Consider the following 23371-nt stretch of genomic DNA (forward strand, 5'->3'; position numbering starts at 1 on the left):
CCCGGCCGGCCCCGGGCGCGGTCACGCCGGGACCGCCGCCGGGTCGACCAGGTCGAGCACCTGGCTCAGCGAGCGCAGCACCGGCCCGTCCCAGGTGTCGGCGTTGAACACCATGTGTTCGGCCAGGTCGGGCGCGGCCAGCCGCACCGCGGTCATGCCGGCCCGTTCCGCCCCGGTCAACTCCTGGCTGCCACCGTCGCCGACGTAGAGGCAGTCGGCCGGCGTCAGCCCGAGCCGGTGGCAGGCCGCCAGGTAGAGCGCCGGATCGGGTTTGCAGCGACCGACCTGCACCGAGAAGACCCGCACGTCGAGCAGCGGGGCGATCGCCAGCTGCGGCAGGAACGCCGGCAGCTCGTGGGTGCAGTCGCTGATCAGGCCGGTCCGCAGCCCCCGCTCGCGCAGCGTGACGAGCACCGACGCGGCGTCGTCGCGCAGCCGGGTGTCCGCGCGTACCGCCCGGTGCCGGGAGGCCACCGCGGCCCGCACCGCGCCGTCCGACGGGCGTACGCCGGCCTGCTCACAGACCCAGCGCAGGGTGGCCTCGGCGTTGCCGAACCGCCCGCTGGCCCGCTGGTAGTAGCTGCGGTCGAGCACCTCGACCAGCGTGTCGGCCGGGCAGCCGAGCAGCTCGGCGATGCACCGGTGTGCCGCACCACGCTGCACCGAGCGGGTGAGCGTGCCGAAGAAGTCGAAGAGCACCGCCTGGTACGTGGGCATGGGGGAACGCCTCCGGGCGGTCGAGAGGGTCGCCGGCGGACCGCGTGATCGTAACCGAACGATGACGTTCCGTGGCTACTCGAGTCGTGTGAGGATTGCTCCCCGTGCCATCCGAACACCGCCCACCGCTGGACCCGCTGACCACCGGGGCGCTCGCCCTCGCCGTGGTCGCCGTGTCGTCGTCCGCGCCGCTGGTCGCGTTCGCGGCCGCGCCCGCCCTGGCGATCGCGTTCTGGCGCAACCTGCTCTCGGTCGCCGTGCTCGGCCCGGTCGCGCTGACCCGCCGCCGGGCCGAACTGCGGTCGCTGACCGTCGGGGCGGGCCGGCGCGCGGGTTGGGTCTGCGTGCTCTCCGGTGTCGCGCTGGCCGCACACTTCGCCACCTGGATGCCGAGCGCCCAGCTCACCTCGGTGGCCGCCGCGACGGCGCTGGGCGCCACCCAGCCGGTCTGGCAGGGGCTGATCGCCCGGGGGCAGGGCAAACGGCTGCCGCTGGTGGTCTGGGCCGGGATCGGGGTGGCGGTCGGCGGGGCGGTGCTGGCCAGTGGGGCGGACTTCGCCGTCTCCGGCCGAGCCTTCGCCGGTGACCTGCTCGCGGTGGCCGGCGGGCTGTTCGCCGCCGTGTACACCGCGTTCGGCGAGCGGGCTCGGGCCACCGTCAGCACCACCACGTACACCACCGTCTGCTATGGCGTCTGCACGCTGCTCCTGCTGGTGCTCTGCCTGGCCGGCGGGCTGCCGCTGGGCGGCTTCGACACCGGCACGTGGCTGGCGATCCTGGCCCTGGTGGCCGGCGCTCAACTGCTCGGCCACTCGATGTTCAACTACGCGCTGCGGCGGGTCTCGGCCACCACGGTCAGCGTGCTGATCCTGCTGGAGGCTCCCGGCGCCGCCTTGATCGGCTGGGCCTGGCTGGGGCAACTGCCGCGGGCCACCGCGCTGCCCGGGCTGGTGCTGCTGCTGGTCGGCGTCGCCGTGGTGGTGCTCGGCGGTGCCCGCGCCCGCCGCACCCCACCCGTCCCCACCCCCACCCCCGCCGACGCCACCCCCCTGCCGGACTGACCCCGCCCGCCCCCGAGGGCGCACTTTCTCGGAAAGAGTCGCCATTCCGCCGCCGGAGGGGCCTCTTTCCGTGAAAGTGCGAGGAAGGGAGGCGTGGGTGGGCTGCGGGGGTGGCGTGGGCGAGGTGGGTGGGGGAGGTGCCGGGGGGAGCCTCGTTACGCCGTCGGCTGAGTTTCCGCCGCTCGCTGCGGAGGAACTGGCGGCGCTGCGGCGGATCGGTGACCAGTGGCGGGTGGCCCGGCGGGACCAGCCGCCCGGGGCGCTACCGGTCGACCCCACCCTGCGCCGCACCGGTGGCCAGCCCGAGCCGAGCCGGTTCGGGCGGCTCGCCCCGGTCGCGATGTTCCGGTTCGGCGAGCCGGACGAACTGGTCGCCACCGAGCCGGCCAACCTGCCCGGAACCCGGTTCGGCCGGACCGTCACCCGGCTCCGGCGCGCCCTGCTCGGGCCGCCGCTGAGCAGCTCCGCGGTCCTCTACGAGCGGATGCGCAAGCTGGTCGCCCTGCCGGTGCTCTCCTCCGACCTGCTCAGCTCGGTCGCGTACGGGCCGGAGGCGATGCTGGCCGTGCTGCTGCTCGCCGGCAGCGGCGCGCTGGGGCTGTCGCTGCCGCTGGCCGCCGGGCTGGCCGTGCTGATGGTGACGGTCGGCGTGTCGTACCGGCAGACCGTCGTCGCCTACCCGCACGGCGCCGGCTCCTACGTGGTGGCCGGGGACAACCTGGGACCCCGGGCCGGGCTCGCGGCCGCCGCCGGCCTGATGGTCGACTACGTGCTCACCGTGGCGGTGTCGGTGGCCGCCGGGGTGCACGCGGTCACCTCGGCGCTGCCCCAGCTGGCCGGGTGGACCGTGCCGCTCGGGGTGCTCACCATCGCCCTGCTGCTCGCCGGCAACCTGCGCGGGGTGCGTACCGCCGGGAACCTGTTCGTGCTGCCCACGTACGCCTTCGTGGTCGCGCTGCTGGCGCTGCTCGCGGTCGGCTACGCCCGCGCGGCCGCGGGTGGGTTCGCGCCGGTCCCGCCGCCGCCGGCGCCGGCGGTCGAGGGGCTGGGGCTGTTGCTGGTGCTGCGGGCGTTCTCGTCCGGGGCGGTGTCGATGACCGGCATCGAGGCGGTGTCGAACGCGGTCCCGGTGTTCCGGCCGCCGGAGTGGCGCAACGCCCGCACCACGCTCGGCTGGATGGTGGCCATGCTGGTGCTGCTCTTCGCCGGCCTGACCGGGCTGGTCCACCTGACCGGGGTGGCGCCGACCCCGGAGGCGACCCTGCTCTCCCAGCTCGCCCGGGTCACCTTCCCGACCGGCCCCTGGTACGGGCTGGTCCAGGCGGCCACCGCGCTGATCCTGCTGCTGGCCGCGAACACCGCATTCAACGGCTTTCCCCGGCTGCTGTTCTTCATGGCCCGGGCGAACCACGCCCCCCGCCGGTTCCTGCACATGGGGGACCGGCTGGCGTTCAGCGACGGACTGGTCGCACTGGCCGTCGCGGCGGCGGCCGTGCTGGTGGCGTTCCGCGGGCACACCGAGTCGCTGATCCCGCTCTACGCGGTCGGGGTGTTCCTGGCGTTCACCCTGTCCCAGGCGGGGATGGTGGTCCACTGGCGACGCCGGCGCGAGCCGGGCTGGCGCCGCCGGGCGACGGTCAACGCGGTCGGCGCGGCGCTCTCCGGGCTGGTGCTGGTCACCGCCGCGGTCGCCAAGTTCATCGAGGGCGCCTGGGTGGTGGTGGTCGGGGTACCGCTGTTGGTGCTGCTCGGCACGGCGATCCACCGGCACTACGCGCTGCTGCACCGGTCGCTGGCGCTGCACCCGCCACCGGCCGGCCCGGCGCCCGCGCCACCGGTGGTGCCGGCCCTGCCGCCGACGGCCGGTCCGGCGCCGCCCGAGGGCGAGGAGCTGCCCCAGCAGGTACGGCACCTGGTGGTGGTGCCGGTCGCCCGGCTGAACCGGGCCTCGCTGCGGGCGCTGGCGTACGCGGCCTCGCTCGGCCAGCCGACCCTGGCCGTGCACATCGCCCCTGAGGAGCCGGAGGCGGACCGGTTCCGCGCGCAGTGGCGGGCGTGGGGGGACCACGTCCGGCTGGAGACGATCGTCTCGCCGTACCGGGCGGTGATCGGGCCGCTCGCGCACTACCTGGAGGCCCTGCACGCCGCCCGGTCCGACCTGGTGCTGACCGTGATCGTGCCCGAGGTGGTGGTCCGCAGCCGCTGGCACCGGCCGCTGCACAGCCGTGCCGAGCAGCGACTGCGCTCCGCGCTGCGGCCGCTGCCCGCCGTGGTGGTCACCAGCGTCCCGGTACACCTGACCGAGTAGCGGCCGGCCGCCGCCGCGCCACGGCTGGGTCAGACCTCGTGTACCTCCAGCACCCGGGCCTGCGGTGCGGCGTCGCCGAGCGCGGCGCGCAGCGCCACCCGTTCCGGGTCGGCCAGGAAGGCGTCGTAGCCCGCGCGGGTGTCGAACCGGATCAGGTGCACCTCGGTACGCCCGTCGCCGGTGCGCAGCCGGCGCTCCACCCGCCCGCCGTGCCGGCCGAGCAGGCCGAGCACCGCGTCCTCGTACCGTTGGCCAACCTCGACGGCCGCGTCGGCGAGGTCGACCAGCGCGACGACGCGGAGCGCGGCGGCCGGGTCGGTGCGCAGCGACTTCCAGAAGTGGTGGTCGACGTGGCCCCCCGGGATGCCCTCCCGGCGGCCGGTGTCGAGGTAGCCGTGGCGGCGGTAGAACTCTGGCGCCTGGAACGAGAACGACGACACCGAGACCTCGGTGCACCCCCGCCGGCCGGCCTCCGCCTCGAACGCCCGCAGCAGCCGGCCGCCCCAGCCCTCGGCCCGGCGGTCCGCGCGCACCCAGATCATGTTGATCCCGGCGCAGCCGCCCCACGTCCAACCGGTCAGCCCCGCGACCAGTTCGCCGTCGACGTCGGTGACCCGGACGTTGAGCTCCGCCTCGTCGTCCGCGCCGGTGGCCCGGTTGTTGAACGCGGTCAGCTCCCGGTCCAGCCGGGCGGTCAACTCCGGGTCCGCCGTCGCGAGCACGGTCAGGGTGTCACCCGACCCGGCCCGCTCCCGCTGGGTGGCCGGTGCGACCCCGGCGGTCGGCGTGGCGCCGGTCGATGGTGTGGCGGTGGCGTCGTTCCCCGTCGTCATGCGGCGGAGTATGGCAGGCGGCGCTACTCGGCGATGCCGACCGCCTTGGCGCTGGCCGTCCAGAGCCGGGCGGCCAGTTGCGGGTCGGCGGCCTTGCGCAGTGGCCGGCGCGGCCGCCGGTCGAAGTAGTAGCCGCCGTCGATCAGCCGGGCCGGATCCTGGTTGGCCAGCCAGACCAGCGTCTCCGCCCCCTTCTCCGGGCTACGGAACGGCAGCATCCGCATGCCGAGCGCGACCAGCCGGCTGTCGTTGCCGAACCGGGTGCGCACCATGCCCGGGTGGAAGCAGTACGACAGCACCTGCGGCCAGCGCCGGGCCGCCTCGGCGGTGAACAGGATGTTCGCCTGCTTGCTGGTGCCGTACGCGGTCATCGAGCGGTAACGGCGCAGCGGGGCGTTCAGGTCGTCCGGGTCCAGGGTGCCGCTGCGGTGCGCGCCGGAGGCGGTGACCACCATCCGGCCGATCCGGTCCCGCAGCAGGTTGCTGAGCAGGAACGGGGCCAGGTGGTTGGCCTGGATCGACAGCTCGAAGCCGTCTACAGTGGTCAGCGGCTGGAGCGCGATCGCGCCGGCGTTGTTGGCCAGCACGTCGATCCGGTCGTACGCGGCCCGCAGCCGCTCGGCCAACCCGCGTACGTCGTCGAGCACCGCGAAGTCGGCGCGGAACAGCTCGGGCCGTTCCCCGCACGCCTCCCGTACCTGCTCGGCCGCCGACTGCAACCGGGCCGGGTCGCGCCCGACCAGTACCACCTGGTCACCGCGGCGCGCCAGATCCACCGCCGCCGCGAGGCCGATACCCGAACTGGCCCCGGTCACCACCACGAGTCGGCGCCCAGTGACATCTTCCACAGGTCCATTCACCCCGGTCATGGCGCGAGGTTACCGTGGCGTCACAACGCCCTTTGGGATCGTTAAGTTCTCGGATTCTCGTCAGCTGGCGTCGGCGTGCCCGCCGCACGCTGGAAGGAGCGCACCCATGGCCGCAGTCGGTCGCCCCCGCCGGTCCTGCCTCGCGGTACCCGGTTCCAGCGTCAAGATGCTCGGCAAGGCCCAGGGCCTCCCGGCCGACCAGGTCTTCCTCGACCTGGAGGACGCGGTCGCCCCGCTCGCCAAGCCGGACGCCCGGAAGAACATCGTGGCCGCGCTCAACGAGGGCGACTGGTCCGGCAAGACCCGGGTGGTCCGGGTCAACGACCTGACCACCCCATGGACCTACCGGGACGTCATCGACGTGGTCGAGGGCGCCGGTGCCAACCTGGACTGCATCATGCTGCCGAAGGTGCAGAACGCGGCACAGGTGCAGTGGCTCGACATGACGCTCACCCAGCTGGAGAAGACCCTCGGCCTGGAGGTCGGCCGGATCGGCATCGAGGCGCAGATCGAGAACGCCGCCGGCCTGGTCAACGTCGACGCGATCGCCGCCGCCTCGCCGCGGGTCGAGACGATCATCTTCGGGCCGGCCGACTTCATGGCCTCGATCAACATGAAGTCGCTGGTGGTCGGCGCGCTGATTCCGGACTACCCGGGCGACCCGTACCACTACATCCTGATGCGGATCCTGATGGCCGCGCGGATGCACGACAAGCAGGCCATCGACGGCCCGTTCCTGCAGATCCGCGACGTGGACGCGTTCCGCGAGGTGGCCAAGCGGTCGGCCGCGCTGGGCTTCGACGGCAAGTGGGTGCTGCACCCGGGTCAGATCGACGCCGCCAACGAGGTCTACTCGCCGGCCCAGGCCGACTACGACCACGCCGAGCTGATCCTCGACGCGTACGAGCACTACACCTCGGAGGCGGGCGGCAAGCTCGGCGCGGTGATGCTCGGCGACGAGATGATCGACGAGGCGTCCCGCAAGATGGCGCTGGTGATCGCCGCCAAGGGGCGGGCGGCCGGGATGAGCCGGACGTCCAGCTTCACCCCGCCCGCCGAATAGCACCGCCCGGTCCTCCGCCCCTGCCGCCCCGGCCGAGCCGGGGCGGCACGGTGCGTCTTCAGTAACTGCTGCTGTTGTCGGACTGCGTGATGGCGAAGACGATGGCCGCCACGTAGAAGAGGATCACCAGCACCAGCAGGCCGGTGAGGATCCAGCCGACGATGATGGCGGCCTTCGCCATGCCCTCGCCGCCCTCGCCGGTCTGCCGGATCTGCTTCTGGGCCACGTGCCCGAGGATGGCCCCGATCGGGGCGGTGATGCACGACCCGACGCCGACCAGGGAGAGCACCAGCGCGGCGATCGCCAGGCCGTTGGTCTTCTGCTGCGGCGGGTAGCCGTAGCCGTAGCCGTAGCCCGGATAGGCGGGCGGCGGGTAGCCGGCGGCGTACGGGTCACCGGGCTGGCCGGGCGACTTCATCCCGGCGTACGGGTCGCCGCCGGGGTGCGGCTCGGCGGCGGTGGGCTGGGTGGGCACGGGCTGACCGCTGATCGGCAGGGTCGGGTCGGCCGGTGGGCTCGACTGCTGGCCCGACCACGCCGGGTCGTTCCAGCCGCCGGACGGCGGGGGATAAGTCATGCGTCTTCTCCGTAGGGGTGCGGGTGCGCGGTCAGGGTAGCCAGCGACGCGCAAACCGCGTGGTCCCGCCACCGGGTGCCGCGTTGCCCGGCCGGGGATAACCGGGCAGGATCCTGACATGGTGATTGACGCGCGAGCGGCGGACCGCTCCGGCAGCCGACCGAGACGGGACGCGAGCCGCCCCGGGCTGGCCCGGCGCAGCCGGGCGGGCGTGGCCGCGGCCACCCCCGGACTGGACGAACCGGCGCCGCTGCCGGAGCCGGTGACCATGCGGCTCGACGGGAGGGTCGCCCTGGTGACCGGGGCGGGCAGCCCGGACGGCATCGGGTACGCGACCGCGCGCCGCCTCGCCGACCTGGGCGCCCGGGTGGCCATCGTCTCCACCACCCGGCGCATCCACGAACGGGCCAGCGAGCTGGGGGTGACCGGGTTCGTCGCCGACCTCACCGACGAGTCCGAGGTCGGCGCGCTCGCCGACGCCGTGGCCGAGCAGCTCGGCGACGTGGAGGTACTGGTCAACAACGCCGGCCTGGCCAGCCGGGCCAGCCCGGAGGTGCTGCGCCCGGTCGCCCAGCTCAGCTACGACGAGTGGCGGGGCGAGATCGACCGGAACCTGACCACCGCGTTCCTGTGCAGCCGGGCGTTCATCGGCGGGATGGCCGAGCGGGGCTGGGGGCGGATCGTGAACCTGGCGGCGACCGCCGGCCCGGTCAACGCGCTGCCGACCGAGGCGGCGTACGCGGCGGCGAAGGCGGGCGTGGTCGGGCTGACCCGGGCGCTGGCGATGGAGATGATCGCCGACGGGGTGACCGTGAACGCGGTCGCGCCCGGCACCATCTACACCGCGGCGTCCACCATGGCCGAGATCAAGCAGGGCCTCGGTACGCCGGTCGGCCGGCCGGGCACGCCGGACGAGGTGGCCGCCGCCATCGCCTTCCTCTGCTCGCCGGCCGCCTCCTACATCACCGGCCAGATGCTGGTGGTGGACGGCGGGAACAGCGTCCGCGAGGCGCAGTTCCGTCAGTAGTTGGTGCTGTCGACGCCGGCGAAGGCGACCAGCGCGATCCAGCCGCAGCAGACGAGCAGGCCGAGCCCGGTGAAGACGTAGCTGAGGATCAGCCCCCAGGTGGCCAGCTGGTCGCCCTCCTCGCCGCTGGTCCGCAGCTGTCGCTTGGCCAGGTGGCCGAGGACGATGCCGGCGGGCGAGAAGACGAACGCGAAGACCAGCGAGAGGATGGCCAGCACGTTCGTGCCCCGGGTCGGTCCGGGCGACGGCGGGCCGTACTGGCCGTAGGGCCCCTGCGGGGCGTACGGGGGTTGGTGTCCCCACTGCGGGGCGTGTGGGGGCTGGCCGGGCTGCTCGTACGACGGCTGCCCGTATGCCGGCTGCTGCTCGTAGGACGGCGGCCCGTACCCCGAGCGCGGCTCCTGCCCCGGCGGCGGCCCGTGTCCCGACGAGGGCTCCTGCCCCGGGAACGGCTCCTGTCCAGGGGGCGGTGGCTCCCAGGGCGACGGCGGTCGGTCCGGATCCGGCGGACCCGGCGGTGGCTGGCTCACGGGTGTCCTCCTCCTACCGGTGGCGGATCACGCCCCTCTTGCCGGACGCTACCGGTAGCGGTGAACCTTTTCACAGCGGTTGTGTGGACTGGTCACCTTGGCGTCGCCGGTCGCGCGGCCGATACTGACCGAGCGTTCAGTTACCCATGAGTAAGGCGCCGATTCCCCCGGAGGCTGAGATGGCTCGACTCGCCCAGACGCCCGGCCTGACCGACGAGCAGCGGTCGATCCTGGAAACCGTCCGGGAGTTCGCCGACAAGGAGATCATCCCGCACGCCCAGCGGCTGGAGCACGCCGACGAGTACCCCAGCGACATCCTCGACGGGATGCGTGAGATGGGGCTGTTCGGGCTCACCATCGCCGAGGAGTACGGCGGCCTGGGCGAGTCCCTGCTGACCTACGCCCTGGTGGTGGAGGAACTCTCCCGCGGCTGGATGTCGATCTCCGGCATCGTCAACACCCACTTCATCGTGGCGTACCTGATCTCCCAGCACGGCTCGGCCGAGCAGAAGGCCCGGCTGCTGCCGAAGATGGCCACCGGTGAGGTGCGCGGCGCCTTCTCGATGTCGGAACCGGAGTGCGGTTCGGACGTCTCGGCGATCAAGTCGAAGGCGGTCCGCGACGGCGACAACTACGTCATCAACGGCCAGAAGATGTGGCTGACCAACGGCGCCTACTCGTCCGTGGTGGCCACCCTGGTCAAGACCGACACCGGCGCCGACTCGGTCTACGGCAACATGAGCACCTTCCTGTTGGAGAAGGAGCCCGGCTTCGGCGAGACCGCGCCCGGCCTGACCATCCCCGGCAAGATCGACAAGATGGGCTACAAGGGCGTCGAGACCACCGAGATGGTGCTCGACGGGGTGACCGTGCCCGCCACCGCCGTGCTCGGTGGCGAGGAGAAGGTCGGCCGCGGCTTCTACCAGATGATGGACGGCATCGAGGTCGGCCGGGTCAACGTCGCCGCCCGCGCCTGCGGCATCTCCATCCGCGCCTTCGAGCTCGCCGTCGCGTACGCCCAGCAGCGCCGTACCTTCGGCCAGCCGCTCGCCAGGCACCAGGCCGTCGCCTTCAAGCTCGCCGAGATGGGTACGAAGATCGAGGCGGCGCACGCCCTGATGGTGAACGCCGCCCGGCTCAAGGACGCCGGCCAGCGCAACGACGTCGAGGCCGGCATGGCCAAGCTGCTCGCCTCCGAGTACTGCGCGGAGGTGGTGCAGGAGGCGTTCCGCATCCACGGCGGCTACGGCTACTCCAAGGAGTACGAGATCGAGCGGCTGATGCGGGAGGCCCCGTTCCTGCTGATCGGCGAGGGCACCTCGGAGATCCAGAAGACGATCATCTCCCGCGGCCTGCTCAAGGAGTACAAGCTCTGACCCGGGCGGCGGTCGTCCGACCGGCCCGCCCGGTCAGCTCAGCCGGGTGAGGCCGGCGGCGGCGCGCTCGACGATCAGGCAGCGGTCCTCGACGTAGTCGATGCCCGCCTCGGTGGCGATCCGCCGCGCCTCGGGCGAGACGATGCCGAGCTGCAGCCAGACCGCGGGTGCGCCGATCGCCACCGCCTCGCGGACCACCTCGACCGCGTCCGCGGCCGGCCGGAAGATGTCGACCAGGTCGACCGGGTGCGGGATGTCGGCCAGCGAGCCGTAGGCCCGCTCGCCGAAGAGTTCGTCCACCGTCGGGTTGACCGGAATGATCCGCCAGCCGTACCGCTGCATCTGCAACGGCACGCTGTGCGCGGCCTTGCGGGGGTCGCGGGACGCGCCCACGACGGCGATCACGGCGGAGTCGGCGAGGATCTGCTGAGCGGAGCGCACGCGCCGACTCTAACTCTGCCGGGCGGCCCACCGCCGCCGAGCGGCCGGCTCGCACGGCGCCTCACAGCAGGGTGAGCTGCTCGGTGACCGGGAGCGCCGGCGGCTCGGGCAGGTTACGGTTCTCGCCGCGTTCGGTTCGGTGCAGGCCGTGCCGGCGGGCGGCGATCCGCACCCGCGCGGTCAGCTCCCGCTGGTACGCCTGCGGGGCGTAGGCGCCGGAGCGGTAGAGCTCGCGGTAGCGGGGCACCAGGTGCGGGAACTCCCGCCCGAGCCAGCGCGCGTACCACTCGCGGGCGCCGGGACGCAGGTGCAGCGCCAGCGGGGTGACGCTGGACGCCCCCGCCGCGGCGATCGCGGACACGGTGGCCTCGATCGACTCGTCGCCGTCGCCGAGGCCGGGCAGGATCGGCGCCATCAGCACGCCCACCTTGAAGCCCGCGTCGGTGAGCGCCCGGACGGCGTCCAGCCGCCGGCGTGGGCTGGGTGTGCCGGGCTCGACGGTCCGCCAGAGCCGCTCGTCGACGAAGCCGACCGAATAGGAGACGCCGACCCGGGTCACCTCGGCGGCCTGCCGCAGCAGCGGGAGGTCGCGCAGGAGCAGCGTGCCCTTGGTGAGGATGGAGAACGGGTTGGCGAAGTCCCGCAGCGCCGCGATGATCTGCGGCATCAGCCGGTAGCGCCCCTCGGCCCGCTGGTAGCAGTCGACGTTGGTGCCCATCGCGATGTGCGCGCCCCGCCAGCGCGGCGCGGCCAGCTCCCGCCGGACCAGTTCCCCGGCGTTGACCTTGACGATCACCTTCCGGTCGAAGTCGGCTCCCGCGTCGAGGTCCAGGTAGGTGTGCGTGTTCCGCGCGAAGCAGTACACACACGCGTGCGAGCAGCCACGGTAGGGGTTGATGGTCCACTCGAACGGGACGCGGGAGGCGCCGGGGACCTTGTTGATGATGGACTTGGCGTGCACCTCGTAGAACGTCATCCCGGCGAAGCCCGGGGTGTCGAAGGTGCGGACGACCGCGCCGGGCAGCGCCAGCGGCAGGGGTGGCGTCGCTGGCGCTGCCCGCCCGGGAACGCCCTCGTCCGGGGGAGCGGAGAGGTTGTCCCAGCGCATGGGCCCCATTCGAACATGCGTACGAGTCGAGCGCAAGCGACCCGCCGTGTTCCCGGCCACCTCGACCACCGGCCCGGGCGGGGGTGGGTGGAGGATGGGGGCATGGAGAGGTCGACGTTCGTCTACGACGGGGACTGCGCGTTCTGCACCCGCTGCGCCGAGTTCATCGAACGGCGGATCCCGACCGGCGTCCGGGTGGTGCCCTGGCAGTTCGCCGACCTGGCCGCGCTCGGCCTGACCGAGGCCGAGTGCGAGGAGGCGGTGCAGTGGGTGGGCGCCGACGGGTCCCGCGCCGCCGGTCCGGACGCGATCGCCAAGCTGCTCGGCGACAGCGGGCCCCTCTGGCGGGTCGCCGGCGCCGGCCTGCGCTTCCCGCCGGTGCGCGCGGCCGCCTGGCCGGCGTACCGCTGGGTGGCCCGCAACCGGCACCGGATGCCCGGCGGCACGGCCGCCTGCTCCCTGCCGCAGGAGGCGCGGGAGCGGCTCTACGGCCCGGCCGGCCGTCCCGGCGCCTGATCGGCGCCCGGCCCGGCGGTCGGTCGCCCGGCCCGGCGGTCGGTCGCCCGGCCCGGCGGGTGGCCGCCAGGCCGCGTCCTACTGTCCAGCCGGCTCCGGCTCCGTGACCGCCGGTCCGGCGCGCGGTGGCGCCGGTGGGGCCGCCACGTCGACGGGTCCGGTGTCCGCCGGGCCGCGCCGGCGGCCGACGAGGCGGCGGGCCCAGACCAGCGGGCGGACCCGCTCCAGCGGCAGGAAGCTGGTCATCGCCGCCAGGTGCGGGGCGAACGAGATGGTGATGGTCGCGAACGTCACCAGGTGGAACGAGTAGAAGAAGCCGACCGTGTAGAGCCGCCGGCGCTCCCGGAGCAGGAAGATCGCCGGGCTGGCGAGTTCGAACGCGACGATGCCGAACTGGGCGACGATCAGCAGGTAGGGCACGCTGGCGATCAGGTCGGCCAGTTCCGTGCCGCGGCGGATGATCGCCCGGGCCAGCACCGAGCCGGTCAGCCAGTCCAGGCCGCCGAACCGCAGCTTGGCCCAGGCGGCGAGGAAGTACGTGCAGACCACCGCGATCTGGGTGACCCGCAACGCCCACCCACCGGCCTCGGTGCGGGTCGGGTCACCGTGCCGGGCCCGGCCGGCGGTGGGCAGCACCGCGAGCGCCACCAGCAGGCCGAACCGGTCGTGGTCGACCTTGCCGTAGCTCATCGCGACGATCATCCACTCGAAGTACAGCGCGAAGACCGCCCAGCCGAGCAGCCGGGGCGCCCGACCGGTGGCGGCGAGCAGGGCGAGCAGCAGCAGCGCCCAGAAGATGACGCCGACCACCGCCGGGGTCGGGGTGGGCAGCGGCAGCAGCCGTCCGACCAGCAGCGGCTGGTAGAGCTCGCCGGGCACCGCGACCCGGGTGCGCACCCAGGGGGTGAACAACACCAGGTCCGCGGCGACGAAGAGATAGATCAGCGTACGGAAGGCGGCCACCCGCCCCCGGGGGACCGGCTCGGTCAACCAGCGGGTCATCGGGGCGCCTGCCAGCTCACCACGGTCTCGTCGGTCCACCGGCCGGTGGGCCGGCCGTCCCGGATGCCGTGCCAGCGGATCACGATGCGGACCTCGACCAGCCGCGCCGCGTCCGGGTTGCGTTCGGCGTACGCGTCGGCCACCTCGGCGAGCAGCGCGGGGTCGGCGGCGTAGCGGTCCTGCTGGCCCTCGATCTCGGCCCGGCGGATGCCGGTGGCCTGCTCGCCCAGGCCGACCACCGCGCCGGTGGCGTCGACTCCCTCCACCCGGGTGTCCGGGGCGGGGGAGCTCGGCGGGTTGGACGTCGAGTACATCCGGAACGGCCCGAACGGGAAGTGGTCGTCGGTGCCCCAGACGGTGCCCGCCACCAGTACCGCCAGCCCGAGCGCGGTGGCGGCGAGTCGCGCCGCGCGGCCGCGGGTGGTCAGAGTCTCCATCGGGTCGTGACGATACGCCACGCGCGCCGGCTCGCGGGGTGCCTCCGGCGTCCGCTGCGCGGCGCGCCGGCGGAGCACGACGACGGCCGGGCCCCGTGGGTGGGGACCCGGCCGTCGTGGTGGTCGGTCAGTGCTTGTGCTCGGCCAGTTGCTTGCGGACGTCGTCCATGTCGAGGGCCTCGACCTGCTCGATCAGGTTCTCCAGCGCCGACTCGGGCAGCGCGCCCGGCTGCGCGAAGACGATCACACCGTCACGGATAGCCATGATCGTGGGGATGGACCGGATGTCGAACTTGGCGCCCAGTTCCTGCTGCGCCTCGGTGTCGACCTTGCCGAAGACGATGCCCGGGTGCTTCTCCGACGAGCGCTCGTAGACCGGGGCGAACCGCTTGCAGGGACCGCACCAGTCGGCCCAGAAGTCGACCAGGACGATGCCGTCGCCGCTGGTCACCTCGTCGAAGTTTGCCGTGGTCAGCTCTACGGTTGCCATGGGAGTCCTTCCGATCACCGCGAAATAGCTACGTCTGGTGGAACGAGGACGTACCCCGTCGGATTCCCGCCCGGGGGGTGCGGAAACGTGCCCGGGAAGGTGATCCTCGTCATCGACCGCCATCTGTCCGAACGGCGTCGTGCGGTCCGCATGTGCAGTACGCATTTGCGTGACCCCATGTGATGGGAGCGTTTCCAAGGAGATCGGCACGGTTCCGCAACACCGATCGGTAACTTCACGCTTGACAAGCGGGGATTCGGCCCCTGGAGATCGCTTACGGCTCGACCCTTAATTGCAGAGAGTAGTGTTACAAAAAGATAAATGTGACCTCCGTCTCTGTCCGCTGCGGGTGGCGTCCGGCAGAATCTTTCGCATCAGAGCGTGGGCGGCGGGTGCCGGGGAGGGCCCCGCCGCTCATTGCGTCTCCCCTCGGGTCGGCCGGTGTGACATTTCCCCACGGCCCACGCCCCGCTCATCTCCTTAACCCTCGATAAGGCATGCTGTGCCGAACTCCATCGCCGCCCGTCGAAGGGGACAAGGATGCAGTTCGGCCGCTACTACGAGGAGTTCGAGGTCGGCGCGGTCTACCGGCACTGGCCGGGCAAGACGGTCACCGAGTACGACGACCACCTCTTCTGCCTGCTCACCATGAACCACCACCCGCTGCACATGGACGCGCACTACGCCGAGACGGCGAGCCAGTTCAAGCGCAACGTGGTGGTGGGCAACTACATCTACTCCCTGCTCCTCGGCATGTCCGTGCCGGACGTCAGCGGCAAGGCGATCGCCAACCTCGAGGTCGAGTCGCTGCGGCACGTCGCGCCGACCTTCCACGGCGACACCATCTACGGCGAGACCACCGTGCTGGACAAGCGGGAGTCCTCCTCGAAGCCCGACCGGGGCGTGGTCGCGGTGGAGACCCGGGGCTACAACCAGGACGGCACGCTGGTCTGCGTCTTCCGCCGCCGGGTGATGGTCCCCAAGCGGGAGTACGCGGCCGGCGCGGTGCCCGAGGGCGTCGACCCGGAGCGCCCGAGCTTCCCCGAGCCGCGCTGACCCGGTTCCGCCGGTCGCACTTCGACGACGGGTCCGCGACGCGACGGGCCCCTTCCACCCCGGTTCCGGATGGAAGGGGCCCTTTTCCCGATCCGGGGCATATGCTGGCGCCGGAGGTCCCCATGAGCCACTCCCTCGCCGGAGAGCCGCCCTCTGCCGGTCGCCGTACCGCACCGCTGACCACCGCCGTCTACTCCGCCGCCGAGTGGGATCTGCTGACCGACCTGCCCGGCCGGGTCGTCGTGGCCGCCGCCGCGCCCGGTCCCGGGCGGCCCCGCCGGGGCGTCGCCGCCGGGCTGGCCGGCCTGGACGCGGTCGCCGCCGGCCGGGCCTTCGACAGCGACCTGGTCCGCGCGGTGGTGGCCGCGATCTATGCCCGGCACGACGGCGCACCCGAACCGACCGACCGGCTCACCGACCTGGTGGACCTGCTCGCCGCCTGCCGCGCCGCGGTCCGGGTGCTGCGCCGGCGCGCCGACCCGGCCGACTCGGCGGCGTACCGGCAGTGGGTGCAGTCGGTGGCCGCCCGGGTGTGCCGGGCGACGCCGGTCGGCGCACCGGGGCCGCCCGCCGGCGAGTCGCCCGCCGACCGCCGTTTCCTCGACCGCCTCGGCGGCGCGCTGGGGCTGCGCTGAGCCGCACCGGTCCCCGGGGTCACGCCGGCGCGCCGGCGCCCGGGCCGTACCCTCTCCAGACCGTGACCGATGAGCAGCTCGACGTCGGCGTGGGACCGTGGCGCGGAGACCCGCCGGACGACCCGCGCTACGACCCCGTCCTGCTCGCCGAGGGCGACCGGCGCAACGTGGTGGACCGTTACCGGTACTGGCGGCACGAGGCGGTGGTGGCGGACCTGGACCACCGCCGGCACGACTTCCACGTGGCCATCGAGAACTGGCAGCACGACTTCAACATCGGCACCGTGGTCCGCAACGCCAACGCCTTCCTCGCCGCCGAGGTGCACATCGTCGGCCGGCGCCGGTGGAACCGCCGGGGCGCCATGGTGACCGACCGCTACCAGCACGTCCGGCACCACCCGACGATCGAGGAGTTCGTCGCCTGGGCGGCCGGGCGGGAGCTGCCGGTGGTGGGCATCGACAACCTGCCCGGCTCCCGGCCGCTGGAGACCACGACGCTGCCGCGGCGCTGCGTACTGCTCTTCGGGCAGGAGGGACCGGGGCTCTCCGACCCGGCGCGGGCCGCCTGCGCCCAGCTCTTCTCGATCGCGCAGTACGGCTCCACCAGGTCGATCAACGCCGGGGTGGCCAGCGGGATCGCGATGCACGCCTGGGTCCGCGCCCACGCCGGCCCGGCACCGGACTGAGGCCCGGCACCGCCCGGGCGATCACCGGCCACCGAAACCGGCGCTCCGCTTGACGGACCGGCGGTGCGGGGCGACGGTGGAAAGGTGAGTGTCGCGGTGAGTTGTCCCAGGTGCGGTGGTCCGGTCCGGGCGCCGGACCTGATGCACACCGAATCGCGCTGCCTGAACTGCGGGCCGGTCCCGCCGCTGCACGTGCCCGAGCACATCGGAGCGGAGATCGTGGCCAGTGTGGTCGACCGGATCACCGCCGCGGCCGAGCCGCCGAAGCGGCCGGCCGTCCCGCTCTGGTGTCCGTGGCCGCTGCCGACCGGCTGGACGATGACCGGCGTGGCGTACGCCGGGGACGACCGCACCGGCGTCCGCGCCACCGCGGTCGCCTGCGCGGGGCCGTCGCCGCTCGCCGGCGGCCCCGCCGACCTGGTCTTCGTGGCCGAGGAGCCGGGCGTCGGCCTGGGCACCCGGCTCGCCGGCATGCCGGGCCCGGATCCGGGTCCACAACTGGCGGACGCGTTGACCGACCCCGGACCGGGTCATCCCGAGCACGTCGGACAGGCTCGGATCAGGGTGGGCGGTCACCCGACTCCACTGTGGTTGGTGAATTCACCGGCGGATCGAAGCGCGTACGCGGGCGAGGCTCGGGGAATGTGGCTGCATGCGATAGCCTGGCCGGCGAGTGCGGGGCACCTGCTCGCGGAGGACGTCGTGCTGCACGACCTGACCGAGTGGACGCCACCCGAACTCGTGTACGGCGCACCGTCTCCGTACCTGCACGGGAGGGCTTGACATGTCTCCCGGAATGACGGAGAACGGACGCAGATATTCACTGTACGACACCACACTGATACTCTGGGTGCCGCTGCGGTAATGGGACCCGGCGCCGCGCGAGAGGATGGCCCGCCATGGTCAAGAAGGTCCTCACCTGGGCCGGAATCGCATTCTTGATCTTCTTCGTCGCCTACCGGCCGAACTCCGCGGCGGATGTCTTCAAGTCGCTGGGCGGCGGCATCATGGACATCGCCCAGGGCTTCGGCGATTTCTTCACCAGCCTCGTCGCCTGACCGCCGATGGGCAGCCCCTCCGGTCCACCCTTCGACCCCGACGACCCCGACGACCGGGAGCGCCGGGAGCGCGACACGGAGCCGATCCCGCCGTACCGGCCCGACGACGGGCCGGGCTACGGCACCGGCCCGGGCCTCTCCGACGGCCCCTCCCTCTCCGACGACGCCGGCTACGGCGCCGGGGCGGGCTACGCCCGCGAGGGCCGCTCGGGCCGCGCCTGGGTCCGTGACCCCGAGGCCGGCTACCCGTCGATCTCCGAAGAGGAACTGGCCGGGCTGCGCGCCGACGCCGCCGGCATGACGCCCCGGCGGGTGCTGCCGCTGGAGGACGAGCCGAGTTCGCTGGTCGCCCGCTACCTCTTCCCCACCGAGCGCTACCGGGGCGAGTGGAAGCGGCACTGGATCCACCTCTCCACGCCGCTGCTGGTCGGCATCGCGGCCACCTTCGTGCTCGGCTACCTCTCCGGCTTCCTCGCCGGCCAGGACGTCGGCGCGCTCACCACCATCGCCGTGCTGCTCTGGTTCGCCGTGATGGGCTGGGTGGCCTGGAAGGTCGCCGACTGGTGGTACGACCGGTTCATCCTGACCAACAAGCGGGTCATGGTGGTCAACGGCATCATCACCCGCCAGGTGGCGATGATGCCGCTGGTCCGGGTCACCGACATGAAGTACGAGCAGACCCCGGCCGGCCGGGCGCTCAACTACGGCACCTTCGTGCTGGAGTCCGCCGGCCAGGAGCAGGCCCTCCGCGAGATCAAGAACCTGCCCAACCCGAACGAGCTCTACCTGCGTGTGGTCGAAGAGATGTACGAGCCGCAGGCGGTCGAGGCGCGGCTGGGCAAAGAGGCCGACGAGGCCAAGGCCGACGACGGGGCGTGAACGTTTTCGTCCGAACATCGGATGAACTGCACACCTTTGGGCGTCGACCCGACCCGTCCGGACATGGCAGCGTGCCAGGCAGGACAGGGCGCGGAGGTGGACGTGGCGAGCAGGGACCCGCTGGAGGAGGAGTTCCGCGACTTCGTCGCGGCCCGCTCCGGCCCCCTGCTGCGTACCGCGTACCTGCTCACCGGTGACTGGGCCACCGCCGAGGACCTGCTCCAGACCGCGCTGACCAAGACGTACCTGGCCTGGAAGCGGCTCGGCGGGATCGAGGCCATCGAGCCGTACGCCCGCCGGGTCATGGTGAACACCTCGACCAGCTGGTGGCGGCGGCGCTGGCACGGTGAGCGCCCCACCGAGGTGCTGCCCGAGCGGGCCGGGGTCGACGAGATCGAGCAGCAGCTCGACCGGGATCTGCTCTGGCGGCACCTGAAGGCCCTTCCCGCACGGCAGCGGGCGGTGCTGGTGCTGCGCTTCTACGAGGACATGTCCGAGGCGCAGACCGCCGCCCTGCTGGAGATCTCGCCCGGCACGGTGAAGAGCCAGACCTCCCGCGCGCTGAACACCCTGCGCCGCCGGCTGGGCGCCGAGGGAGCGCTCGGCCTGCCCGCCGAGACCGAACCGGCGCCGGCCCGGCCGCCCACCGCGCGCCGCGCCGCCGGCCGGGGCGCCACCGCCGCACCGACCCCCCGGCCGGGCGCCGCACCGGCCACCCCGGGCCCCGAACGCCCGCCCACCCCGGCCGCCCCCACGGCGGTGCCCGCCGGGGCGCCGCCCGAGGCGGCGGACGCCCCGACGTCGGAGGCGGACGCCGAGGTCGTCCCGGTGACCGTGCCGGCCCGCTCCGGCGTACCGGCGGGCACCGCCATGGAGGCTCGGTGACCGCCCGGTCGGGTCGCCGTGGCAACCAGACGGTCGGCCCGACGCGTCCACTCCACGTGCGGCAGGACGAGCTGGAACGAGCGGTGCGGGAGACGCTGTCCCGCCAGGTCGCCGTGCCCCACGCGCTCGCCGCCGACCCGGCCGGGCTGGCCATCCGCCGGGCCGACCGGATCCGCCGCCGGCGCACCGCCGCCGGGCTGGCCCTGGCCACGGTGGCCACCGCGCTGCTCACCACCGGAATGGCGCAGCTCGGTGAGGAGCAGGGGCCGCCCAGGACACCGACGGTGGTGCTCGGTGACCCGTACGCCTCCCCGCTGCCGGAACCGACGGCGGCCGTGACCGCGCCGGTCGGCCCGGATCGCGGCGAGGTGGATCTGATCATCGGAAGCACCATCGCCGGCGCGGACGGCAGCCGGATCCCGTTGCTCGACGTCGGCCCGGTCGAGCGGGCCCAGCGGGCACCGGACGGCGGCGGCTGGCTGGTGGTCGGCGCGCCCACCGTGGCCGGCCGGTCGCTCTGGCTGGTGCCGCCCCGGGGCACCGCGCAGGTGCTGCTCGCCGGCGCGGCACAGATCACCCTCAGCGACGACGGACGCCAGGTCGCCTGGCGGGAGGGCACGGATCTGGTCGCGGCCGGCATCGTCGGCGGACAGCTCGTCGCCACCGTCCGGACGGCGCTACCGGCCGGGGCGGAGCCGGTGCGGTTCGCCGGCGACCGCCTGCTGACCCGCCTCGACCCCACCCGGCCGGGACACCTCGTGTGGCGACCGGGCGGCGAGGCGCCGGTCCCGGCCGCCGACGACACCAGCACGTACGTCTACGGCAGCCTGCCCGACGGCCGGCTGGTCGCCCAGGTGTCCGCCGGCACGCCGCGCCGACCCTGCCTCGCCCTGCTGGATCCGACGCTCACGCCGGCGCGTACCGCCTGCGGGCCGAGCCTGGGCACCGACGGCCGCGGCGCGGTCTCCGCCGACGGCCGGTGGTTGGTGCTGAACGGGCGCGCCGCCGGCAAGGACGCCGCGCTCCTGGTCGACCTGACGGCGCTCGGGTCCGGGACGCTGACCGCGCTACCGGCCGGGCCGCCGCTGGCCGGGGCGGCCGCCTGGGCGGCGGACCAGACAGTGGTCTACGGTGACGCGGCGGGCGGCCTGGTGCGGGCCCGGGTGGACGCGGTGCTCGCCGGCGAGCGGGCCACCCCCGCCCCGGTGCCGGGGCTGCGGTCCGGGGAGCGCCTGGTGGTGGTCACCGGATGACCGGGGCGTCCCGGGCCGGGTAGCGTCGGGCGGTGAGTTCCCGCCCGCGGATCGACCTGCACACCCACTCCACCGCCAGTGACGGCACCCTCGGCCCCGCCGAGCTGGTGCGGGCGGCCGCCGACGCCGGGCTGGACGTCGTGGCGCTCACCGACCACGACACCACCGCCGGGTGGGACCCGGCGCTGCGGGCGCTGCCGGCCGGGCTCCGCCTGGTGCGCGGCGCCGAACTCTCCTGCCGTTGGTACGGCCCGGACTCGGCGGTGCCGCTGCACCTGCTGGCGTACCTGTTCGATCCGGACCACCCGGCGCTGACCGCGGAGCTGGCCCGGGTGCGGCTCGCCCGGCAGGTGCGCGGCGAGCGCATCGTGGCCATGCTGCGGGCCGACGGCGTTGACGTCAGCTGGCCGGAGATCCTCGCCGCTGCGGCCGGCGGCACGGTGGGCCGCCCGCACATCGCGCAGGCGCTGATCCGGGCCGGCCTGGTGGCGAGCACCACCGAGGCGTTCGGGCCGGACTGGCTGGGGGAGCGCTACCGGCTGCCCAAGGACGACATCGACGTCTTCCACGCGGTCCGGCTGGTCCGGGCGGCCGGCGGCGTGCCGGTTTTCGCCCATCCCCGAGCCAGCCGGCGGGGACGGATCGTGCCGGACGAGCTGATCGCAGAGCTGGCCGGGGTCGGCCTCGCCGGCCTGGAAGCCGACCACGAGGACCACTCGCCGGCCGAGCGGGCGCACGTCCGCGCGCTCGCCGCCGAGCTGGGCCTGCTGGTGACGGGGTCGTCCGATTTCCATGGCACGCACAAGACGGTCCGGCTCGGCGCGTTTTACACCGAACCCGAGGCGTACGAGCGGCTCGTCGCCGAGGCGTCCGGGGTGACCGAGGTCGCTTCCGGCTGATCCGCGTTTCCGCCTCCAGCGCCACGGCTACCTTGATCGCGTGGATGTCAAGCTGTTCGGCGAGGTCTTCGTGACCCTGCTGGTGATCGTCGACCCGCCGGGCATGATGCCCATCTTCCTCGCGCTGACCGGTCCGTTGCCGGCCCGGGACCGCAACCGGGCGGCCTGGCAGGCGGTGGCGCTGGCGCTCGGCGTGATCGTCGTCTTCGCGGTGGCCGGGCAGACCATCCTCGACTACCTGCACGTCGACCTGCCCGCGTTGCAGGCGGCCGGCGGCCTGCTGCTGATCCTGGTCGCGCTGGAGTTGCTGACCGGCAAGACCGACGACCCGAGCCAGCAGGTCACCTCGAACATCGCCCTGGTGCCGCTCGGCACGCCGCTGCTGGCCGGGCCGGGCGCGATCGTGGCGACCATGCTCTTCGTGCAGCAGGCCGACGGGGCCACGGACTACACCGCCGTGGCCGCCGGGATCGTGGCGGTGATGCTCGCGGTGTGGATCGTGCTCCGGTTCTCCGGCGGGATCGTCAAGATCCTGCGTCCGGGCGGGATCGAGGTGCTCACCCGGATCGCCGGCCTGCTGCTGGCCGCCATCGCGGTGCAGCTCATCGCGGACGCGGTGGCCGCCTTCGTGGCCCAGTACACCGGCGCGGCCTGACCGCCGTACCGGTTCTGTCGGCCTCGGGTGGCAGGATCCCGGTGTGCGACGAGCATCTTCAGCCGGTCGGCCCTCCGCCGCGGGGGGCCGGGCGCCCCGACCGCGTGACGCCCAGCCCGAGCAGCTCGGCTTCGACGGCATGCCGGAGCGGCTCTTCGTCTGCACGCCCAGCAAACTCGGCACGTACGCGGACTGCCCCCGGCGCTACCGCTACTCCTACGTCGACCGTCCGGCCCCGCCGAAGGGCCCACCCTGGGCGCACAACTCCCTCGGCGCCAGCGTGCACACCGCCCTGCGCAACTGGTACGCGCTGCCACCCGAGCGACGCCGGCCGGAGGCGCTGGCCGGGCTGCTCAAGGGCACCTGGGTCCGCGAGGGCTACCGTGACGACGAGCAGGAGCGGTCCGCCTACCGGCGGGCGCTGAGCTGGCTGGAGTCCTACGTGGCCACCCTCGACCCGGAGGTCGACCCGCTCGGCGTGGAACGGGTGGTCGCGGTGAAGACGGCGGTGCTGGCCTTCAACGGCCGGGCCGACCGGATCGACTCCCGCCCCGGGCCGGCCGGCCCCGAGCTGGTCATCGTCGACTACAAGACCGGCCGCACCGGGCTGGACGCCGACGACGCGCGCGGTTCGCAGGCGCTGGCCCTCTACGCGTACGCGGCCGAGCGGGTGTTCCGCCGGCCGTGCCGCCGGGTCGAGCTGCACCACCTGCCCACCGGCACGGTGGCCGGGCACGACCACACCGTAGAGTCGCTCGCCCGGCAGGTGTCCCGGGCCGAGGAGACCGCGCGCGACATCATGGCCGCCGAACGGGCCGTCGCCGACGGCGGCGACCCCGACGAGGCGTTCCCGACCACTCCGGGCCCCCGGTGCGGCTGGTGCGACTACCGGCGCAGCTGCCCGGCCGGCGCACAGGCCCCCGGCAAGGAGCCGTGGGCGGCCATCGAGCGGCCGAGCGACGCGCTCCCCGGTCAGGAGTGATCGTCTCAACGCGTCGACCGTCCCGGGT

General features: G+C 73.7%; 27 protein-coding genes. 17 read left to right on the forward strand and 10 right to left on the reverse strand.

The window, feature by feature from the left end; all coding sequences use genetic code 11:
- Positions 1 to 21: 21 nt before the first annotated feature.
- Positions 22 to 717 carry an HAD family hydrolase gene (locus FHX32_RS12970; RefSeq protein WP_167181339.1) on the reverse strand — a complete coding sequence of 232 codons (696 nt, stop codon included), beginning with the start codon at positions 715 to 717 and terminating at the stop codon, positions 22 to 24.
- 104 nt (positions 718 to 821) lie between these two features.
- Here FHX32_RS12970 and FHX32_RS12975 point away from each other — a divergent pair, with 104 nt between their 5' ends.
- Both FHX32_RS12975 and FHX32_RS12980 read left to right on the forward strand, forming a co-directional pair.
- Positions 822 to 1778 carry a DMT family transporter gene (locus tag FHX32_RS12975; protein WP_167181341.1) on the forward strand — a complete coding sequence of 319 codons (957 nt, stop codon included), beginning with the start codon at positions 822 to 824 and terminating at the stop codon, positions 1776 to 1778.
- Positions 1779 to 1875: 97 nt separating this feature from the next.
- On the forward strand, positions 1876 to 4086 hold the full coding sequence (locus FHX32_RS12980) for an APC family permease (RefSeq protein ID WP_486481035.1): 2211 nt from the start codon (positions 1876 to 1878) through the stop codon (positions 4084 to 4086).
- A 29-nt stretch (positions 4087 to 4115) separates the two neighbouring features.
- Here FHX32_RS12980 and FHX32_RS12985 read toward each other — a convergent pair whose 3' ends face one another.
- Together FHX32_RS12985 and FHX32_RS12990 are read right to left on the reverse strand one after the other, a co-directional pair.
- Positions 4116 to 4919, reverse strand: a complete 804-nt coding sequence (locus FHX32_RS12985) for a GNAT family N-acetyltransferase (protein ID WP_167181343.1) — start codon at positions 4917 to 4919, stop codon at positions 4116 to 4118.
- 23 nt (positions 4920 to 4942) lie between these two features.
- Positions 4943 to 5767 carry an SDR family NAD(P)-dependent oxidoreductase gene (locus FHX32_RS12990; protein WP_167181345.1) on the reverse strand — a complete coding sequence of 275 codons (825 nt, stop codon included), beginning with the start codon at positions 5765 to 5767 and terminating at the stop codon, positions 4943 to 4945.
- Between the two features lie 127 nt (positions 5768 to 5894).
- Between FHX32_RS12990 and FHX32_RS12995 the strand changes: the two genes are divergently transcribed.
- The gene (locus FHX32_RS12995; protein ID WP_167181347.1) at positions 5895 to 6851 is read left to right on the forward strand and encodes an HpcH/HpaI aldolase/citrate lyase family protein; all 957 of its coding nucleotides are present in this window, start codon (positions 5895 to 5897) and stop codon (positions 6849 to 6851) included.
- Between the two features lie 58 nt (positions 6852 to 6909).
- Here the strand turns inward: FHX32_RS12995 and FHX32_RS13000 are convergent, their stop codons facing one another.
- Entirely contained in the window at positions 6910 to 7428 is a 519-nt protein-coding gene (locus FHX32_RS13000) for a DUF4190 domain-containing protein (RefSeq protein ID WP_167181349.1), read from the reverse strand.
- Between the two features lie 187 nt (positions 7429 to 7615).
- Here FHX32_RS13000 and FHX32_RS13005 point away from each other — a divergent pair, with 187 nt between their 5' ends.
- A complete protein-coding gene (locus tag FHX32_RS13005) occupies positions 7616 to 8455 on the forward strand; it encodes an SDR family NAD(P)-dependent oxidoreductase (protein WP_486481105.1) in 840 nt (279 codons plus the stop codon).
- Here the strand turns inward: FHX32_RS13005 and FHX32_RS13010 are convergent.
- Positions 8449 to 8985 carry a DUF4190 domain-containing protein gene (locus tag FHX32_RS13010; protein WP_167181354.1) on the reverse strand — a complete coding sequence of 179 codons (537 nt, stop codon included), beginning with the start codon at positions 8983 to 8985 and terminating at the stop codon, positions 8449 to 8451. The two genes, FHX32_RS13005 and FHX32_RS13010, sit on opposite strands and share 7 nt — an antisense overlap.
- A 179-nt stretch (positions 8986 to 9164) precedes the next feature.
- Between FHX32_RS13010 and FHX32_RS13015 the strand changes: the two genes are divergently transcribed.
- Positions 9165 to 10361 carry an acyl-CoA dehydrogenase family protein gene (locus tag FHX32_RS13015; RefSeq protein ID WP_167181356.1) on the forward strand — a complete coding sequence of 399 codons (1197 nt, stop codon included), beginning with the start codon at positions 9165 to 9167 and terminating at the stop codon, positions 10359 to 10361.
- A gap of 33 nt (positions 10362 to 10394) precedes the next feature.
- Here FHX32_RS13015 and FHX32_RS13020 read toward each other — a convergent pair whose 3' ends face one another.
- Positions 10395 to 10802: a CoA-binding protein gene (locus tag FHX32_RS13020; protein ID WP_167181358.1), complete on the reverse strand. Its 408-nt coding sequence runs from the start codon at positions 10800 to 10802 to the stop codon at positions 10395 to 10397.
- A gap of 61 nt (positions 10803 to 10863) precedes the next feature.
- The gene (locus FHX32_RS13025) at positions 10864 to 11910 is read right to left on the reverse strand and encodes an Rv2578c family radical SAM protein (protein WP_167181360.1); all 1047 of its coding nucleotides are present in this window, start codon (positions 11908 to 11910) and stop codon (positions 10864 to 10866) included.
- A gap of 102 nt (positions 11911 to 12012) precedes the next feature.
- Between FHX32_RS13025 and FHX32_RS13030 the strand changes: the two genes are divergently transcribed.
- Positions 12013 to 12426 (forward strand): thiol-disulfide oxidoreductase DCC family protein, encoded by a 414-nt coding sequence (locus FHX32_RS13030; RefSeq protein WP_167181362.1) that lies wholly within the window; start codon positions 12013 to 12015, stop codon positions 12424 to 12426.
- 78 nt (positions 12427 to 12504) lie between these two features.
- Here FHX32_RS13030 and FHX32_RS13035 read toward each other — a convergent pair whose 3' ends face one another.
- The 3 genes from FHX32_RS13035 to trxA form a co-directional block, all read right to left on the reverse strand.
- A complete protein-coding gene (locus tag FHX32_RS13035; protein WP_167181364.1) occupies positions 12505 to 13428 on the reverse strand; it encodes an HTTM domain-containing protein in 924 nt (307 codons plus the stop codon).
- Entirely contained in the window at positions 13425 to 13865 is a 441-nt protein-coding gene (locus FHX32_RS13040; RefSeq protein WP_167181366.1) for a hypothetical protein, read from the reverse strand. Before FHX32_RS13040 ends, FHX32_RS13035 begins: the two co-directional genes overlap by 4 nt.
- A gap of 127 nt (positions 13866 to 13992) precedes the next feature.
- Positions 13993 to 14355 (reverse strand): thioredoxin, encoded by a 363-nt coding sequence (trxA, locus tag FHX32_RS13045; protein WP_088997255.1) that lies wholly within the window; start codon positions 14353 to 14355, stop codon positions 13993 to 13995.
- Between the two features lie 540 nt (positions 14356 to 14895).
- On the opposite strand from trxA, the gene FHX32_RS13050 reads away from it, so the two are divergent.
- The 11 genes from FHX32_RS13050 to FHX32_RS13100 all read left to right on the forward strand — a co-directional run bounded on the left by FHX32_RS13050 (position 14896) and on the right by FHX32_RS13100 (position 23343).
- Entirely contained in the window at positions 14896 to 15411 is a 516-nt protein-coding gene (locus FHX32_RS13050) for a MaoC family dehydratase (RefSeq protein WP_167181368.1), read from the forward strand.
- A 101-nt stretch (positions 15412 to 15512) separates the two neighbouring features.
- The gene (locus FHX32_RS13055; protein WP_208418067.1) at positions 15513 to 16046 is read left to right on the forward strand and encodes a hypothetical protein; all 534 of its coding nucleotides are present in this window, start codon (positions 15513 to 15515) and stop codon (positions 16044 to 16046) included.
- Positions 16047 to 16108: 62 nt separating this feature from the next.
- Positions 16109 to 16732, forward strand: coding sequence for a TrmH family RNA methyltransferase (locus FHX32_RS13060; protein ID WP_167181372.1), 624 nt, complete (start codon positions 16109 to 16111; stop codon positions 16730 to 16732).
- Positions 16733 to 16828: 96 nt separating this feature from the next.
- A complete protein-coding gene (locus tag FHX32_RS13065) occupies positions 16829 to 17515 on the forward strand; it encodes a DUF6758 family protein (RefSeq protein ID WP_486481036.1) in 687 nt (228 codons plus the stop codon).
- A 116-nt stretch (positions 17516 to 17631) separates the two neighbouring features.
- On the forward strand, positions 17632 to 17790 hold the full coding sequence (locus tag FHX32_RS13070) for a hypothetical protein (RefSeq protein WP_007455302.1): 159 nt from the start codon (positions 17632 to 17634) through the stop codon (positions 17788 to 17790).
- 6 nt (positions 17791 to 17796) lie between these two features.
- Positions 17797 to 18669: a PH domain-containing protein gene (locus FHX32_RS13075; RefSeq protein WP_167181374.1), complete on the forward strand. Its 873-nt coding sequence runs from the start codon at positions 17797 to 17799 to the stop codon at positions 18667 to 18669.
- Between the two features lie 102 nt (positions 18670 to 18771).
- Complete coding sequence (locus tag FHX32_RS13080) at positions 18772 to 19554, forward strand: SigE family RNA polymerase sigma factor (RefSeq protein ID WP_486481037.1); 783 nt, start codon at positions 18772 to 18774, stop codon at positions 19552 to 19554.
- Positions 19551 to 20807, forward strand: a complete 1257-nt coding sequence (locus tag FHX32_RS13085) for a hypothetical protein (RefSeq protein ID WP_167181376.1) — start codon at positions 19551 to 19553, stop codon at positions 20805 to 20807. Before FHX32_RS13080 ends, FHX32_RS13085 begins: the two co-directional genes overlap by 4 nt.
- Before the next feature lie 32 nt (positions 20808 to 20839).
- Positions 20840 to 21706 carry a PHP domain-containing protein gene (locus tag FHX32_RS13090; RefSeq protein ID WP_167181378.1) on the forward strand — a complete coding sequence of 289 codons (867 nt, stop codon included), beginning with the start codon at positions 20840 to 20842 and terminating at the stop codon, positions 21704 to 21706.
- Between the two features lie 40 nt (positions 21707 to 21746).
- Entirely contained in the window at positions 21747 to 22361 is a 615-nt protein-coding gene (locus tag FHX32_RS13095) for a MarC family protein (protein WP_167181380.1), read from the forward strand.
- Between the two features lie 139 nt (positions 22362 to 22500).
- Positions 22501 to 23343, forward strand: coding sequence for a PD-(D/E)XK nuclease family protein (locus FHX32_RS13100; protein WP_208418068.1), 843 nt, complete (start codon positions 22501 to 22503; stop codon positions 23341 to 23343).
- Positions 23344 to 23371: the final 28 nt, after the last annotated feature.

It is taken from the genome of Micromonospora sp. CNZ280 (genome assembly GCF_011759515.1).